Consider the following 15,237-nt stretch of genomic DNA (forward strand, 5'->3'; position numbering starts at 1 on the left):
GGCCGGGACCGATGGGCGGGGCCAGTTGACGGGACCGGCTGACGGGCCGTACATGCACCCCCTACCGGGAGTGTGTGCAAAGGGCCTGCAAGGAGGCCCACATTGGCGTTTAGGACCAGGTCAGGTCGCTCTTTGCGGCGTCCGGAAGTACCCCGGCCGCCTCGCCGAGTGGCCTGCGCGCCGGTTCTGTGCTCGGGGGCCGGCCGGCTCGTCCTGCGCGTCGGACAGGAGCCGGTGCCGCGAGCGTCGAAGAGGCGCGCTCGACATGCGTCCCGCGCTTGCCGCAGAAGGGCGAGCACGCCCTTGGGCCATACGGGGAGTATTGCCGCTGAATTGGAACAATTCGACAACCCTCCCCAGGCAGCGCAACATGTGGTTGTGGGAGGTGCACAGATGATTGCGAACCTCAAACAATGGGAGCGCGGCAGGTCGGCGTGTGCCGTACGGGTCGGCCCCCTCCGCGATCGACTGTCATGAGCTCAGATGACCTGATCTTCTCCTGGCCGCCTGCGAGCAGCAGGCCGTCCGTGCACATCGCTCTTCTCGGCGGTTTCGACCTTGTGGTGGGCGACGTCCCGGTGACGGTCCCCGTCGGCTCGAAACGGCTCCTGGCGTTCATCGCGCTCAACGGCCGTGCCGCGGTGCCCCGCTCCCTCGTAGCCGGAACCCTCTGGCCCGAGGCATGCGAACAGAGTGCGTACGCGAATCTGCGGTCGGCGCTCTCCCGTCTGCGCGGCATCGGCAGAAAGGCCCTGGACGTCTGCCCCACCGAGGTGCGCCTGGCGCGCAAGGTCACCGTCGACCTTTACCACGCCCGGTCGTTGGCCCAGCGCATACTCGACCCCGGTATCCCGGCCGAGGAACTCGACATCAATGCGGCGACCGTCGACCAACTCGCCGACGACCTGCTGCCCGGCTGGTACGACGAGTGGGCGCTGCGGGAGGCGGAGCAATGGCAACAGCTCCGACTCCACGCCCTCGAGGCACTGGCGGGCGCCTTCATCGACACCAAGCAGTTCGCCGGGGCGGTGGCGGCCGCCCACGCGGCCGTACAGGCGAATCCACTGCGCGAGAGCAGTCAGGCTTCGCTGATCCGCGCCCACCTCGCGGAAGGCAACCCGTCCGAGGCGCTCGACGAGTTCGAACGCTACACACACCGCCTCCGCGACGAACTCGGGCTGCGCCCCACGCCGCGGCTGTGCCACCTGGTGGACGGGCTGCAGCGGCCGGGCTCCGTCTGGTGACTCTCCGTGGCCGGTGAGGCGGGGTGGGTCCCGCCTCACCGGCCACGTCCTGGGCCCATGTCGTGCGCCCCGGCCCCGGGTTCCGCCTCGGGTTCGTCCCGGATCCCCGATCGAGACCCCCGCCGTGCCGCTTCGCCGCTGCCGGCGCTGTATGCGGAGGGACCTGTCCGGGTCCCTCCGCTCTGTCATGGCGCGGGGAACGAGCTTGCGCGCCCCGTCGAGCCCGGCCCCCGGCCCTGGCCTTGCCGAGCCGGGCCCGGGCCGCCCGCCGCCTGGTAGGGAACGCCCTCTCCACCATTCGGCTCAATAGAGTGTTTATGCGGCAATGGGTGCATTTACTCTCAATTCAGGTGCGGTGACCCTCTGAAGCAGCAGGTGAGCCGCCAGTCATCCGTTGAGAGCCCGGACCCGTGATCGGGGGAGCATTGTGGAGCCACGCGAGGCAGCCTCGGTCGAGACCGGGTCGGAGCGCACCGGCGAGAACCAGGCGCCGGGAGAGTCACCCGCCATCAGGGGGCTGCCGCCCGCGCCGAACGGCTCCTGGTCGTTGGCGTCACGAATAGTGATCATGCTGGCCATCGTGGTGGCGGCGATCGGTGTCCTGCTGCACCTGACCCTGGTCTTCCTCTTCGTCGCCCCGTCGAACGCCATCAGCCGGGAGTACGGCGGACTGGTCGACGGCTATGTCTATCCGGAGTTCGACCAGAACTGGCAGCTCTTCGCCCCGAACCCGCTCCAGCAGAACATCGCCGTGCACGCGCGCGCCCAGGTCAAGTTCGCCGACGGCTCCGTACGCACGACGAACTGGGTGGGCATGACCGCCCAGGACATCAAGGAGATCAGGGACAACCCCGCGCCCAGTCACGCGCACCAGAACATGCTTCGCCAGGCCTGGGACTTCTACAACAGGTCGCACGACGAAAAGGGGAGACCGCTCGGCCTGCGGGGCGAGCTCTCCGAGGCCTATGTGCGCCGGATCGCGGCACACCGGATCGGGCCGCGGGTCGACGGCGGCCAGGTGGTCAAGGTGCAGATCTACGCGTCGAACACCCCGATTGTCCCGCCGAAGTGGAGTACCGAGCGCGTTGACACCAGGACGACCTACCAGGTGCTTCCGTGGTGGCCGGTGTCCAAGGAGGAGTTCCAGTGAGCGTCGAGAAGGACACAGCCCGGGCGCGGTCCCCCTTCAAGGGGATGGGCATCAAGCTCGATACGGCGATCGCCCGGGGACTGAACAGGATCACGGGTGCGGCACTCGCGCCCTATCAGTCCGCGATCGTCCGCATCGGCTTCTCGCTGACCTTCGCGCTCTATCTCCTGCGCGAATGGCCGCACCGGCTGGAGCTGTACGGCACCACCAGCCCCTGGGGATTCGACCTGGCCCACCGCCTCGTCGCGTCGAACCACGCGTTCACGGTGCTGTTGTGGTCCAACGACCGGCTGTGGTTCGAGCTGGTCTACCACGGGACGATCGTCGCGTGTCTGCTGCTGCTCGTCGGATGGCACACCCGCACCATGTCGTTGCTCTTCATGGTCGGGGTGTTGTCGCTCCTGAACCGCAACGTCCTGCTGGGCGACGGCGGTGACACCCTCATCCACCTGATGGCGAGCTATCTGGTGCTCACGCGGTGCGGCCAGGTCTGGTCGCTGGACGCGCGACGGCGGGCGCGCGCGGCGATGTTGGGCGGGGACGGCAGCAATGCGATGAGCGTGACCCTGTGGGTGGTCTGCGGTGCGGGCCTCGCCCTCGCGGAACTGACGGGATTCGCCGACATCCCGTTGGGCTGGGTCCTGATCCTCTGGGGGCTGTGGCTGGTCCAGGCCCTGTGGTTCTGGGCGGTGCGCAGTCGCTTTTCCGAGGTGCGGGCGGTGTGCGACGTCGTCGCCAACCTCGTCCACAACTCGGCGATGCTGGTGATCGCCGCCCAGGTGTGCCTGCTCTACGCCACGGCCGGCTGGTACAAGATCCAGGGGCCGCGCTGGCAGGACGGAACCGCGCTGCACTACCCGCTCCACCTCGACTACTTCAGCCCGTGGGTCTCGTTGTCCCAGGTGCTCGACAGCCGCTCCGCGATGGTCACGCTGATCACCTACGGCACGGTCTTCGCGCAGGTCGCGTTCCCGTTCGCCCTCCTCAACCGCCGGGTGAAGAACGTACTGCTGGCGATCCTGATCACCGAACACGCGACGATCGCGGTGATCTGCGGCCTGCCGTTCTTCTCGCTGGCGATGGTCTTCGCCGACATGGTCTTCATGCCGACCAACGCCCTGCGCTGGGTGGGGGCCAAGGCGGCAGCCGGCCGGGACCGCGTCACCCGGCGAGGCCGCCGCAGCAACAGCCCACCCGAGGACGGGAGTGCGGGTCCGCGTGTGACCACCGGGACGGGCTCGCCTCATGCATAGGGAAGGGTGAACGGTCCCTCCGGCGGCATCGGCTCACCAGAGCGCGAACTGCCGGAGGGACCCTGCGTGTTCAGAACGGTCAGGGCGTGGCCTCAGCCGGTGGTGGCACCGGTCGTGGTGGCACCGGTCGTGCCGCCGACGAGCCCGCCGATGGTGGCGCCCGTGGTGGTGGCGCCGGTGGTGCCGCCGACCCCGCCGCCGATGGTGGCGCCGGTCGTGGTGGCGCCGGTGGTGCCGCCGACCCCGCCGCCGATGGTGGCGCCGGTCGTGGTGGCACCCGTCGTGCCGCCGGTGCGTCCGCCCGTGGTGGCGCCGGTCGTGGTGGCGCCGGTGGTGCCGCCGACCCCGCCGCCGATGGTGGCGCCCGTGGTGGTGGCGCCGGTGGTGCCGCCGACCCCGCCGCCGATGGTGGCACCGGTCGTGGTGGCGCCGGTCGTGCCGCCCACACCGCCGCCGATGGTGGCGCCCGTGGTGGTCGCGCCGGTCGTGCCGCCGCCGCCCGTCGTCGCGCCGGTCGTGGTGGCACCCGTCGTGCTGGTGGCGCCCGTTGTGGTGGTGGTGGCGCCGGTCGTGGTCGCGCCGGTCGTGCTGGTGGCGCCCGTGGTGGTGGTGGTCGCGCCCGTGGTGGTGGCGCCCGTCGTGGTGCCGCCGGTGCGTCCGCCGATGCGGCCCGTCAAGATGCAGTTCGGCGGGAACTTGACCAGCTTGCCCGTCCTCCGGTTGAAGAAGACCGACCGGCAGCGCACATCGGGCACCGCCTTGGACACCTGTGCCTTCGACTTCGCAGACGAGGACGACGTATCAGCGCCCACTGCGCTGATCGCGCCGAGCGTTCCGGTGAGCGTCACAGCCAGGACGGACGCGCCGATGACATGCGGTATGCGCTTACGGATGTTCTGCATGATGCCTCCTCTTCAGGGGCCGTGGGTCCTCCACAGGGTGGAGGCCCGGCCATGACCGAGGCGTTGATCCGGCGTGACCGCCGCGTGACGCGAGGGAGCACGGGGGCACGGGCAGCCCCCGCTCCACCGTCTCCTTCCCTCCGTGACCGGATCCGAGATCTGCTGGTCAGGAGAGGAGGCCGGAGCGGAGGGGAAAGGGGCCGTGATCGCAAGCCGGGGCGAACGGCATCCGCGCATCAAGCCGTCTGTGGTGCGACCGGAGACAGGGCCGGTGCGGGGCGGGCTCGCGGGCGTTGGCCCGCGGGGACCGACCGGCGAGGAGAGGGAGGACGGGAATGGGGAACGTCGCCACGCCGATCGGCGACCTGCGGCAGGATGAGGCCGTGCCAACTGAGCCGGACACCATAGAACTCAGCCACCAGGAACTGCGTGACATCGCGGGCTACGCGGCGGATTGTGCGCGCAGGGTGCTGCCGCTCTTCGAGCAGAGCCGCCCCGCCGACATGCGCCCCCGCGACGCCGTCGACGCGGCCCGGACCTTCGCCGGGGGCGGCCGGCGCACGGGGGAGCTGCGGCAGCGCGCATGGGCGGCGTACCGGGCGGCAGCGGAAGCCGGTTCGCCTGCCGCGGCCGACGCGGCACGGGCGGCAAGCCATGCGGCCGCCGCCGCATACCTGCATCCCAAGGCCAGCGCACATCAGGTGAAACACGTTCTCGGCGCGGCGGCGCATGCCGCACGGGCGGAAGAGCTGGCGCATGCGGCCGGTGGCGAAGCGGCGGCGTCCGAAGAGGGCCAGCAGGTCGCGGCACGGGCTCTGGAACGGGCGCGCCGGGACGCACCGGCGGCGGTCACCACTGTGCTCGGCCGTCTGCCCGCCGCACCTCCCGGAGGCGGGCGCGTAGGAGAGCTCCTGCGCACTCTCGACGCCGCACTCCGCGGCTGAGGGCGATCAGAACGGCAGGAGGTGAGAGGCGCCCCGGCAAGGCCTGGCCCGGTGCCCCTGGACCGCCGCGAAACCGGGTGGAGTCGCGGAGCCGGTGCCGCATACCGTTCAGCGCATGGCTGACGAATGCTTCGGGCATCCCCGGCTCGCCGAGATCTACGACCCGCTCGACCCTGACCGCGGTGACCTCGATGCGTACGTCCGCATGGCGGAGGAGTTCGGCGCACGGCGGGTGCTGGACATCGGCTGCGGGACCGGAGTGTTCGCCCTCCTCCTGGCCGGCCGAGGGGCCGAGGTTGTCGGGGTCGACCCCGCCGAGGCGTCCCTTCGCGTGGCCCGGAGCAAGCCGGGAGGCGAACGGGTGCGGTGGATCCGCGGTGACGCGACCGCACTTCCGCCGCTGCGGGTCGACCTGGCGACGATGACGGCGAACGTCGCCCAGGAGATCGTCGGTGCGAAGGACTGGCAGCAGACGCTGCGGGGGGCCTGCGCGGCGCTGCGGCCGGGCGGGCGGCTGGTGTGCGAGACCCGGGATCCGGCCGGGCGCGCCTGGGAGGAGTGGAACCGCGCGGACTCGTACCGGGTGACGGAGATCCCGGGCGTCGGCGCGGTCGAGAGCTGGGTCGGGGTGACCGAGGTGCGGTGGCCGCTGGTGACGTTCCGCTGGACCTACGCCTTCGCCGCGGACGGGCAGGTGCTGACGTCGGATTCGACGCTGCGTTTCCGTGAGCGGCGCGAGGTCGAGGCGGATCTGGTCGCGCAGGGGTTCGTGGTCGACGACGTGCGGGACGCTCCGGACCGTCCGGGCCGGGAGTTCGTCTTCGTCGCACGGCGCCCGGAGACCGGTTGGGCGTGAGGCCGGGCGGGGTGCCGACGCGGGCGCCGTGCGACGCCTCGTGTGCCGATCGGCCGGTGGGGGAGAACGGCCTCCGGGCGACCGGCCCGCGCCCGTCGCCCGGCGTCCCGGTGCTGCTGCCGGCGGCTCAGGTCAGCAGGTGGCCCGTGTGGGACAGGCGGCGGGCCGTGGTCAGGAGGGCGTGGATCTGGGGGCCGGCCTGGTCGATGTCGGTCACGGGTGTCTTGAACGGCAGGCGGACATCGTGGTGGTCGCGGCGGTATTCGAGGCGCAGGGTCACGCCGTAGCGGTCCATGGCCACCGGGAGGGCGCGCAGCATGCCGCTGTCCGGGTGGGGGCGGACCAGGCGCAGCAGCAGCGGAACGACTTCGCTGTGGTCGTCGACGAGGTGGGTCAGCATGCCCGCTTCGCTGGTGGCGATCGGGTCGAGTTCGGTCGCCTCCAGGGCCTGGAGGGTCACGTACGTACGGCCCTGCTCGTCTTCGAGGACCGCCTGCCCGAACTCCATGCAGGTGCTCTTCGTGGCTTCCGCGTCGTACGGGGCGGCCAGCAGTCCGGTCACGGTGACGCGGGCGCGCAGGCGGTCGCGTACGGGCGTGGGGGCGATGTCGGTGAGCTCCAGCCGGACCGGCACGCGCGTCGCCGTCTGGGCGCCGGCGTCCTCGAACGGCGCATGCAGGTGGAAGTGTCCCATCGCCCCCGCTCCGTCGAGACGGCGCACTTCGGCGTGCTGCCCGTCGCTCACCACCGACATCGAATGGGCGGCGGCGAGGATCGACCGGACGCGCTCGGCGGCGGTCGGTGCGGTGGCGGCGCGGGTGTGGAAAGGACGCATCCGGGTTCTCCAGGCGCGGGTAGGGAGACACCAAAGCGAGTTACTTAGGTTTGCCTAACCTAACTTACGTGATGCGGATTCGGGTAGTCCGCAGCCACGCACTGCGGTTGCCGGACGCCGCGGGTTCCGGTCGGCCCAGCGGGTGAGCGGCGCCTCGGCGGGCTCGGCCGGGCCGGACCCGCGCCTCACCCGGTCGCTCGTCCCCTTCGCCGAACCCGTCGCGGGGATCACCGTGGCGACGCCGGCGGGCAGCAGGTCCGGCGGCCGGCACCACGAGCGTCCTGCCCGACCGGGGCGAGGCCCCGGCCATAGCGCTCGCGCACCCCGGCGGCGACGGAACTCTTGCCGGCAGCGCTGGTTGCGGCGCAGCACCACGAGCGGGGTCGGGAACGGCGTCGTCACCGGGGTCGCGCTGCCCAGCGGGCCGGTCCGCGGAACCGCCCCGCGTCGAGCGCGGCCGAGGCGCCGCGCCGGGATGCCGGGCCCGCTCGCCAGGACGGACCGGCTCGCCAGGACGGACCGGCTCGCCAGGACGGACCGGCTCGCCGGAGCTCCGTGCGGCGCCGACAATGAGGGCAGGCTGCCTCCGGGGGCACGGCCGAGGGCCGGTAAGGCGCGGGGCGGTCTTTCGGCAAGGTGGTGACGGTGGCTACGTGGCGCTTGCGGGACTACCACGACGATGACCTGGACCGGGCGATCCAGATCTGGGATCAGGACCGGCAGAAGGACGAATGGCCCGCGGTGTTCCCCCTCTCCGAGGTCGTGGCCGTGGCCCGCTCCGGCGGACCGGCCGTGGTCGCGGTGGTCGGCACGGAACTGGTGGGCATGGCGGTGGCCCAGGTCCAGGGCGAACGGGCCTGGATCACGCTGGTGGCACTGGCCGGAAGCTGGCGCAATCGCGGCATCGGCAGCGCCCTGATCGCCGAACTGGAGCGGCGCCTGCGGGTGCGGGGCGTCACCCGGATCGGTGCCCTGCTCGCCCCCGGGGCCACCGGGACCGCCGCCCTGGAGAACTCCGGCTACCGCGCACAGGACGGGCTCCGCTTCTACGAGAAGGTCGACCACCTCGGCGCCGGTGACGCGGGGCTGCTGGCCGAACTCGGCGGTCGGGTACTGCCCCAGGGGCTGTGGAGCGCCCTGTCGGGCATGGAGCGGGAGAAGGAGGCCATCGAGCGGCGGATCGTACTGCCGCTGGCCGAGCCCGTGCTGGCCGAGAAGCACGGGGTCACACCGCCCAAGGCCGTCATCCTGTTCGGCCCGCCGGGCACCGGCAAGACGAGCTTCGCCAAGGCCGTCGCCTCCCGTCTGGAGTGGCCGTTCGTCGAACTCTTCCCCTCCCGGCTCGCGGCGACCGGCGACGGGGGACTGGCCGCTTCGCTGCGGGACACCTTCGCGGACCTGGCCGAGCTGGACAGCGTCCTGCTGTTCATCGACGAGGTCGAGGAGATCGCCGGCATCCGTTCGGGGCAGGCCGTCGACCCCGGCCACGGGGTGACCAACGAGCTGCTGAAACTGATTCCGGGCTTCCGCGACCACGACGACCGCCTGCTGATCTGCGCCACCAACTCCGTGCGCACCCTCGATCCGGCGTTCCTGCGGCCCGGCCGGTTCGACTACGTCCTCCCGGTCGGCCCGCCCGACCGGGCCGCGCGGGCGGCGATCTGGCAGCGCTACCTCGGGCCCGTCGCGGACAGCGTCGAGCTGCACCGGCTGGTGGCGGCCAGCGAGCTGTTCACCCCCGCCGACATCGAGTTCGCCGCCCGCAAGGGCGCCCACGCGGCCTTTGAACGCGAGGTCGCCGACCGCCACGGCAGGCCCGCCGACACCGAGGACTTCCTTGCCGCCATCGCCGACACCCGCCCCGCCCTCACCAACGAGGCGATCACCGCCTTCCAGGAGGACATCGAGCGCCACGCACGCAGGTGACGCGGGCGGGAGCCGGGCGGCGGCCACCACACCCCGAAAGCCAGGAAACGGCAGGAAGCCGGGAACGGCGGAAAGGCAGGCCATGGCCGACGAACGGGACCTGCTGCCGCCTCCCGGTGCGGGCGGCCGGCGGCGCCGTCCGCGGTACGAACTCCTCGGCTGCGGTCTGCACGGGCATCACCTGGTCGGTACCGACGCCGCCCGGGTACGGGCCGAGGACGCACTCCTCGTCCGCGCGCCGGCGGACGGGCTGCGCTGGCACCGCTGTCTGCGCTGCGACGCCTGGCTGCCGCTGCGGCCGCCGCCGCACCCCGGCCGGGACGTCCCGCCGGGCCGCGACGAGATCACCCTTCCGCTGCGCGGCAAGCCCCTGCGGGACCGCTACGTACTGCGGCTGATCGCGCTGGACCGGCTGCTGCACTTCCTGGTGCTCGGCGTGCTGGCCGTCGGGGTACTCGTCTTCGCCGACGAGCGCGCCAGGCTGAGAGCGCCGTTCTACCGGGTCATGGACGACCTGCAGACCGGCGTCGGAGGCCCCGGCGGGTCGGGGCACGGCCTGCTGGGAGAGCTGGGCAGGGCCTTCGCCGTGCAATCGGCCACGCTCTGGCGGATCGGCGTGATCCTGGCCTGCTACGCGCTGCTCGAAGGCGTGGAAGCCGTCGGACTCTGGTTCACCAAGCGCTGGGCGGAGTACCTCACCTTCGTCGCCACCACGCTGCTGCTCGTGCCCGAGGTGTACGGGCTGATGGGAAGCGTCTCGCCGCTCAAGGTCCTCACCTTGGCGATCAATAGCGCGGTGGTGGTCTACCTCCTCGTCGCCAAGCGGCTGTTCGGCCTGCGGGGCGGCGGCCGCGCCGAAGCCGCCGAACGCGCCCGGGACGTCGGCTGGGAGGCCCTGGAACGCGTACTGCCCGGACCGGCCGCCACGGGGCCCGCCCGAGAGCCCTCCTGACCGGCCCGGCGACAGGCGTCTCCCGCCGCGCCGCGCTCCCCGGGGCTGGCGCCGGGTGAGCGCGGTGTCGGCGACGTCGAGGATGTTGCGGAGGGTCCGGGTGATGAGCGGGGTGGCGAGGTGACGGGTGAGCAGGGGGCCGAGCACGGGGAGGGGGATCTCGGCGCGGGTGGTCCAGCGGACCGGGTGCCGCCGTCGACCGCGGTGAACGTCAGGCGGCCGAGTTCGTGCCGGGCCGGTGGCAGACTGCACGGCCGTCGACGCCCACTCGGCCAGGATCGCGTCCTCGCTCACGTCGGGCGCGGTGCGGACGGCTCGGGCAGCCACGTCCCGACGTACTCCTCGCGCCGTGCCCTGACCGCGCGCAGGTGGTTGAGGGCCTGCCGGGTCACCACGCGGACCAGGTAGGCGCGCGGAGGCCCGGCCGTGGCCGGATCGACCGCGCTCCACCGCAGGGAGCTCTCCTGCAGCACGTCCTCGGCGTCGGCGGCGCTGCCCAGCATCTCGTAGGCGAGGGTGAACAGCAGCGGACGGTGCTCGGTAAAAGGGATCCTCAGCCATGACCCGCCCCCGCCACCCTGCGTCGGTACCCGGGCATCACCCGCGGCTCCTCTCTTCGGCCGACCATCGAGACACCTCGCGCCGGGGAAAGCGTGACCGCCCGGCCGGGTGACCCGCTTCACCGGGCGGGTGGGCCGCGCCGCAGGGTGCACGGGCCGCCCGCCGCCCGCCCGGTGACGCCGGTCGTTTGGGGCCGTCGGACGGCCGCCGCGGTCCGCTCGGCTGTGGTGGGCCCGTTGGGAGGGCAGAATGGCCTGATGAGGGTGTTGCCGGTGTGGTCACGGGTACGCCGTTGGGTTCCCGCGGTGGTGATTGCTCTGGCGGCGTTGGTGGATCTGCTGACGCCTCGCTCGGTCTCGTCCGCCCCCCTGCTCGCCGTGGCGCCCGTGGCGGCCGTCTCGCTGCTCACTCCGGTGGGCATCGTCGGCATCGGCGTGGCAGCGATGGCGGTGCAGACGGGCCTGGCGTTCGTCGACGGAACCTACGACTGGCAGGGCGACGCGGCCGTCCAGATCACCTTGGCCGCCGTCACCGTGCTGGCCGTAGGCCTGAACCGGTCCCTGCGCTCCCAGCACGTGAGCGCGAACCGGGCACGCTACGCCGCGGAGGTGGCCCAGCGTGCCGTGCTGCCCACACCCCCGAGCCGACTGGGGGACCTGCGCATCGCCGCCCGCTATGTGCCGGCCGAGGACATGGCACTGATCGGCGGCGACCTGTACGTGATGCAGGAGACGCCGTACGGGGTGCGTGCCATGGTCGGCGACGTGCGGGGCAAGGGCCTGTCCGCCGTCACGGCGGTCAGTGTCGACATCGGGGTCTTCCGTTACGCGGCGGACCACGAAGCCGACCTGCCCGCCCTGGTGGAGTGCATGGAGGAGGCCCTGCTGCGCGAGAGCCAGCGCCGGGAGGGCCTGGATGCGACCGAGGGATTCACCACTGCCCTGATCGTGGAATTCTCCGACGACCTGAGCCAGGTCCGGATCGTCAACCGCGGCCACCCCGCCCCCCTGCTGCTCTATACGGACGGCAGAGCGCGCGCACTGGCCCCGGCGGAGGAAGCGCCGCCGCTGGGAATCGCCTCCCTGGGGTCCTGGACCTCACCGGTGGAGACGCACGCCTTCCCGCCCGGGGCGATGCTGCTGTGCTTCACCGACGGTGTCACCGAGGCCCGTGACCCCGCCGGAGACTTCTATGACCCCGCCGACCGCGTCCCCCGCATGACGCAGTCCTATATGCGCCAGACCGGCCACTTCCCGGACCCCTCGACGGTCCTCGACCTGCTGGCCCACGACGTCAGCCGCCACAGCGGCGGCGCGCCCCAGGACGACCAGGCCCTCCTCGCCCTCCACCGCCCCCTGCCGGTACAGGACCTCCTGGCCCGGCCGCTGTAACCGCGGCCGCCGGCCGCCGAGCGCCACGTCCTCAAAACGAGGGCCGGACGCCGCGGGCAGACGGGACCGTGCCGGCAGCCCCTAGCGGGCGCTGCCGATGTTGCGGTCGGCGTCGGAGCCCTGGAGCATCAGCGTCGTCTCCTCGATGCGGCTGAACCGGCCGTCGGCGGCGAGATCGGCGAAGACGTAGACCTCCATGCGCACGGTCGAGCCGTCCGTCTTCGTGATGTGGCAGGTGTGCCGGTCGGCGTACGTGCTCCCGTCGTACAGCTCGTCGTGCACCTCGACCCGGCCGTCGCGGACGAGGGTGCGCAGGTGGCCGATGTGGTCGAGGAATTCGGCACGGTCGACCCATTCACCGTCCGTGCGCTGGCGGTACTCCGGGGTGAAGTGGCGGTCGGCGGCCTCCTGCAGGGTGATGTCGCGGTTGAAGAGCAGGTCGTTCAGGGCGGCCTCGATGCCGGTGCGAGTCATGGGAGTTCCTTCCACAAGAAGAAGTGCGTGCGCCACGCACGCATCTCCGTCACTGTAGCAGTAGAAGCGTGCGCAGCGCACGCTATTCTTGTGGGGTGGAAAACGAGGTAGGACATGAGATCGCCGACGCGCTGGGCATCCTGCTCAGGCGCACCACTCGCACTCAGCTGCACCGGCAGCTCACCGAGGGCATGGGAGAGGCGGTGGACGAACTGACGTACCCGGTGCTCAGCGCACTGGCCCGGACCGGGCCCCGCAGCGCGGCCGACCTGGCTCCCGACGTGGGCGTCGACCGCTCCGGCGTCACCCGCCGTGCCTCACGTCTGGAGGCCGCCGGCCTCGTCCGGCGTGAACCCGACCCCGCCGACGGGCGCGCACACCTGCTGGTTCTCACCGAAGAGGGTCAACGCGCGGTGGCCGAGCTGCGGTCGCGTCTGGCCGCCCACATCATGTCGAGCCTGTCGTCATGGCCGGCCGGCGAGGCCGAGGCGTTCGCCCGCCGGCTGCGCCGCTTCACGGTCGACGGCCCGTTCGGCTGAGGGCCGAGCCGCCTTCGGCCTCACGGCGCGACGAGGCGGGGAACCGCGCCGAACGGCGCCGGCCCCGAGCGGCCGGCGCCCAGGCGCCTCGGCCGGCCGGGCGGCTCAACGCATCACCCGCTCGAGGAACTCGGGGCCCGGGAAGCCGTCACCGTCCTTGCGGCGGGCCGGGCCGGTGAGCTCGACGGCGCCCGTGCACGCCACCCGGTCCGTCACCTTCGCGCATGCCACCGCCTGCCCCAGGTCCGACGTGGCCAGCATGGGGCTGACGGCCAGACCCTCGCGGCCGCGGGGGTGCGAGGTGAGCCGCGCGTCCCGGCCGACCCAGATCGACACCTTCTGCGCGCCGCCGGAGCGCGGCTGCACCTCCGACCAGACGGTGCCGCACGACGGGCTGAAGCGGAGCCGCACGGTGTAGGTGGCGTCGACGTGGATGCTCGCCGCGCGCGCGTCGCGATTGCAGCCGAACCGCCACGGATACCGCCCCTGGCAGCGGTGGCCGTGGCACGTGGGGGAGGCGTGCCCGTCGGCCCGCTCGGCGCGCGCGGGAATCTGCACGATCGAGGCCGCCGCCCCCATGGTCGCCACCAGCGCCGTCAGCGCCACCAGGGCACCGGCGGTCCGCAGCACCCCGGCGCTGCGGAGGATCCTTCGGGCAGGCCCGGTCCGTTCCGTCGAGACGGGGGCCGGGGGAGTGGGGGGAGCCGGGGGAGCGGGGGCCGGCCCGGCCACGGCTGCGGATACGGGAGCGGGCGCGGTCCGGGCCCGGTACGCGGCCTCGTACACCGCGAGCAGCCGTTCCTGATCCGCGCCCGCCACCTGGCCGAGAGCCACCACCGCGCTGCGCGGCGGCAGCTTCTCGCCGTTGAGGTAGCGGTGCCAGGCGGACTTGCTGTACGGGGTTTTCCTGGCCAGCCCGTCGAGGCTCAGTCCGGTCCGTTCCTTGAGTGCGCGCAACTCCTCCGCCAGGCATTGCGCGTGGGTATCGAGTGTGCCGGGCAGCGGCCGCCAGTGGGACACCGTGTGCGCCTCCCCTTACCACCTGCCTCCGCCCCGGGAGCGGTCGCCTCAGCGGTCCCGACCGGCGGTCCGGAGGTCTGTTTCCTCCCGGATGGCGGAATGTGTACCCATGCCCGGCGGCCGATGACACCCCGTACGCACCGAACGGAACATGTCAGCTGAGCGCTTTGTCATACAGGCGGAAGGTGCGACTGCCCGCGGGGCCCTCCACGAACCCCAGGCACAGCCGCGGCGTACCACCGCTCCGCAGCACGGCCAGGCCCTCCGGCTCGCGCGGCGTCAGCCCCGGGGCCGTCCGCTCCACCTGCTGCCACACCACCCGTCCGGTCCGCAGATCGATGCGGTAGAGCCGGGTGTTGCCGCCGGAGGATGCCGGATTGCCCGTTCCGTAGGCGCTGCCCAGGAGTTGGTAGGCGTAGTCGCCGTAGACGGCCATGCCCTGGAAGGGCAGATCGAGGTCGGCGCCCGGCTGGGCGAAGTCGGCCAGCGGGAGGAACTGCCGGGCCCGGAACCGGTCGAGGTCGTACAGGGCGAACCTCGGTATGCCGCCCGTCTTGTACCGCAGCAGCAGTTGCCGGTGCGTCACATCGAGGGCGGGGAAGTTGCTGGTGGAGCCGGTGACGGGGTGGTAGGTGCGGAGTCCGTCGCTGCCGCGTTCCAGTACCCGGCCGTCCGTGAAGCGGAAGCGGCACACGCCCCGCCCGTAGCCGGACGCCGGGTTGGCGTCCCACTCGGTCCACAGCGTGACCCCGTCCGCGGATTCCTCCAGCCCGATCGAGCCGCCGTGACCGAAGCCCTTCAGGTACATGTGTCCGGCCGCGGAGCCGTCGAGGGTGAGCCGGTTCAGGCACAGATCACCGTTCTCGGCCCGTTCCGCGTGGGAGGGCGCCGTCTCCTCGCCCGCCAGCCGGACCCCGCCCGCCACCAGTTGCAGTGCGTAGAGGTGGCCTTGCCGTTCGTCGACGGTGAACGACTGCAGCACCGTGGTGTGCCGCAGCCGCCCGGCGAGGAACTGCCGGCCCGCAGCGGACAGGGCGGGCGGCTTCCGGGCCGAGGCGGGGGCCGCCCGCGCCCACCGCGTCGGCAGCACGGCACCGGCCGCCGCGAACATCCCGAGGCCGCACACGGCCCTGCGTCCCGGTCTCGCCCCCTGCATTTCTGTGACCATCAAGCGCTCCAAGAACTCGGAC

At 72.3% G+C, this 15,237-nt stretch carries 14 protein-coding genes and 2 pseudogenes; 9 read left to right on the plus strand and 7 right to left on the minus strand.

Annotation, left to right across the window (positions count from 1 at the left end):
- Nucleotides 1-473: 473 nt before the first annotated feature.
- From AB0411_RS04580 to AB0411_RS04590, 3 genes are all read left to right on the plus strand, one after another.
- A complete protein-coding gene (locus tag AB0411_RS04580; protein WP_366415751.1) occupies nucleotides 474-1,244 on the plus strand; it encodes an AfsR/SARP family transcriptional regulator in 771 nt (256 codons plus the stop codon).
- 427 nt (nucleotides 1,245-1,671) lie between these two features.
- Complete coding sequence (locus AB0411_RS04585; RefSeq protein WP_366415752.1) at nucleotides 1,672-2,394, plus strand: DUF5819 family protein; 723 nt, start codon at nucleotides 1,672-1,674, stop codon at nucleotides 2,392-2,394.
- The gene (locus AB0411_RS04590; RefSeq protein ID WP_366415754.1) at nucleotides 2,391-3,647 is read left to right on the plus strand and encodes an HTTM domain-containing protein; all 1,257 of its coding nucleotides are present in this window, start codon (nucleotides 2,391-2,393) and stop codon (nucleotides 3,645-3,647) included. The genes AB0411_RS04585 and AB0411_RS04590 overlap by 4 nt, the downstream gene beginning before the upstream one ends.
- A 92-nt stretch (nucleotides 3,648-3,739) precedes the next feature.
- On the opposite strand, the gene AB0411_RS04595 is transcribed toward AB0411_RS04590, so the two are convergent.
- Nucleotides 3,740-4,549: a hypothetical protein gene (locus tag AB0411_RS04595; RefSeq protein WP_366415755.1), complete on the minus strand. Its 810-nt coding sequence runs from the start codon at nucleotides 4,547-4,549 to the stop codon at nucleotides 3,740-3,742.
- Between the two features lie 335 nt (nucleotides 4,550-4,884).
- On the opposite strand from AB0411_RS04595, the gene AB0411_RS04600 reads away from it, so the two are divergent.
- Both AB0411_RS04600 and AB0411_RS04605 read left to right on the plus strand, forming a co-directional pair.
- Nucleotides 4,885-5,493: a putative immunity protein gene (locus tag AB0411_RS04600; RefSeq protein WP_403146278.1), complete on the plus strand. Its 609-nt coding sequence runs from the start codon at nucleotides 4,885-4,887 to the stop codon at nucleotides 5,491-5,493.
- A gap of 115 nt (nucleotides 5,494-5,608) precedes the next feature.
- Entirely contained in the window at nucleotides 5,609-6,349 is a 741-nt protein-coding gene (locus AB0411_RS04605) for a class I SAM-dependent methyltransferase (protein ID WP_366415756.1), read from the plus strand.
- Nucleotides 6,350-6,476: 127 nt separating this feature from the next.
- Here AB0411_RS04605 and AB0411_RS04610 read toward each other — a convergent pair whose 3' ends face one another.
- Entirely contained in the window at nucleotides 6,477-7,184 is a 708-nt protein-coding gene (locus AB0411_RS04610; protein ID WP_366415757.1) for a DUF2470 domain-containing protein, read from the minus strand.
- A 278-nt stretch (nucleotides 7,185-7,462) separates the two neighbouring features.
- Nucleotides 7,463-7,586, minus strand: a pseudogene (locus AB0411_RS04615) (kinase); the annotation flags it as partial.
- Nucleotides 7,587-7,823: 237 nt separating this feature from the next.
- Between AB0411_RS04615 and AB0411_RS04620 the strand changes: the two are divergent.
- The gene (locus AB0411_RS04620; RefSeq protein ID WP_437041299.1) at nucleotides 7,824-9,110 is read left to right on the plus strand and encodes an ATP-binding protein; all 1,287 of its coding nucleotides are present in this window, start codon (nucleotides 7,824-7,826) and stop codon (nucleotides 9,108-9,110) included.
- 82 nt (nucleotides 9,111-9,192) lie between these two features.
- On the plus strand, nucleotides 9,193-10,062 hold the full coding sequence (locus AB0411_RS04625) for a DUF2127 domain-containing protein (protein ID WP_366415759.1): 870 nt from the start codon (nucleotides 9,193-9,195) through the stop codon (nucleotides 10,060-10,062).
- Between the two features lie 249 nt (nucleotides 10,063-10,311).
- Here AB0411_RS04625 and AB0411_RS04630 read toward each other — a convergent pair.
- Nucleotides 10,312-10,623 (minus strand): annotated as a pseudogene (locus tag AB0411_RS04630) (sigma factor); the annotation flags it as partial.
- 305 nt (nucleotides 10,624-10,928) lie between these two features.
- Between AB0411_RS04630 and AB0411_RS04635 the strand changes: the two are divergent.
- Nucleotides 10,929-12,014 (plus strand): PP2C family protein-serine/threonine phosphatase, encoded by a 1,086-nt coding sequence (locus AB0411_RS04635; RefSeq protein WP_366415760.1) that lies wholly within the window; start codon nucleotides 10,929-10,931, stop codon nucleotides 12,012-12,014.
- A gap of 81 nt (nucleotides 12,015-12,095) precedes the next feature.
- On the opposite strand, the gene AB0411_RS04640 is transcribed toward AB0411_RS04635, so the two are convergent.
- Entirely contained in the window at nucleotides 12,096-12,488 is a 393-nt protein-coding gene (locus AB0411_RS04640) for a nuclear transport factor 2 family protein (protein ID WP_366415761.1), read from the minus strand.
- 95 nt (nucleotides 12,489-12,583) lie between these two features.
- On the opposite strand from AB0411_RS04640, the gene AB0411_RS04645 reads away from it, so the two are divergent.
- A complete protein-coding gene (locus AB0411_RS04645) occupies nucleotides 12,584-13,027 on the plus strand; it encodes a MarR family winged helix-turn-helix transcriptional regulator (RefSeq protein WP_366415762.1) in 444 nt (147 codons plus the stop codon).
- 105 nt (nucleotides 13,028-13,132) lie between these two features.
- On the opposite strand, the gene AB0411_RS04650 is transcribed toward AB0411_RS04645, so the two are convergent.
- Both AB0411_RS04650 and AB0411_RS04655 read right to left on the minus strand, forming a co-directional pair.
- Nucleotides 13,133-14,047: a helix-turn-helix domain-containing protein gene (locus tag AB0411_RS04650; protein ID WP_366415763.1), complete on the minus strand. Its 915-nt coding sequence runs from the start codon at nucleotides 14,045-14,047 to the stop codon at nucleotides 13,133-13,135.
- A 154-nt stretch (nucleotides 14,048-14,201) separates the two neighbouring features.
- Nucleotides 14,202-15,215, minus strand: coding sequence for a phage baseplate protein (locus tag AB0411_RS04655; RefSeq protein ID WP_366415764.1), 1,014 nt, complete (start codon nucleotides 15,213-15,215; stop codon nucleotides 14,202-14,204).
- Nucleotides 15,216-15,237: the final 22 nt, after the last annotated feature.

It is taken from the genome of Streptomyces angustmyceticus, assembly GCF_040701845.1.
In the GTDB taxonomy this organism is placed as follows: domain Bacteria; phylum Actinomycetota; class Actinomycetes; order Streptomycetales; family Streptomycetaceae; genus Streptomyces; species Streptomyces angustmyceticus_A.

Excerpts from the sequence above, each read along its gene's own strand:
- AB0411_RS04580 (WP_366415751.1), top strand. The coding sequence starts at position 474 with ATGAGCTCAGATGACCTGATCTTCTCCTGGCCGCCTGCGAGCAGCAGG.
- AB0411_RS04595 (WP_366415755.1), bottom strand. The coding sequence starts at position 4,549 with ATGCAGAACATCCGTAAGCGCATACCGCATGTCATCGGCGCGTCCGTC.
- AB0411_RS04600 (WP_403146278.1), top strand. The coding sequence starts at position 4,885 with ATGGGGAACGTCGCCACGCCGATCGGCGACCTGCGGCAGGATGAGGCC.
- AB0411_RS04605 (WP_366415756.1), top strand. The coding sequence starts at position 5,609 with ATGGCTGACGAATGCTTCGGGCATCCCCGGCTCGCCGAGATCTACGAC.
- AB0411_RS04610 (WP_366415757.1), bottom strand. The coding sequence starts at position 7,184 with ATGCGTCCTTTCCACACCCGCGCCGCCACCGCACCGACCGCCGCCGAG.
- AB0411_RS04625 (WP_366415759.1), top strand. The coding sequence starts at position 9,193 with ATGGCCGACGAACGGGACCTGCTGCCGCCTCCCGGTGCGGGCGGCCGG.
- AB0411_RS04640 (WP_366415761.1), bottom strand. The coding sequence starts at position 12,488 with ATGACTCGCACCGGCATCGAGGCCGCCCTGAACGACCTGCTCTTCAAC.
- AB0411_RS04655 (WP_366415764.1), bottom strand. The coding sequence starts at position 15,215 with ATGGTCACAGAAATGCAGGGGGCGAGACCGGGACGCAGGGCCGTGTGC.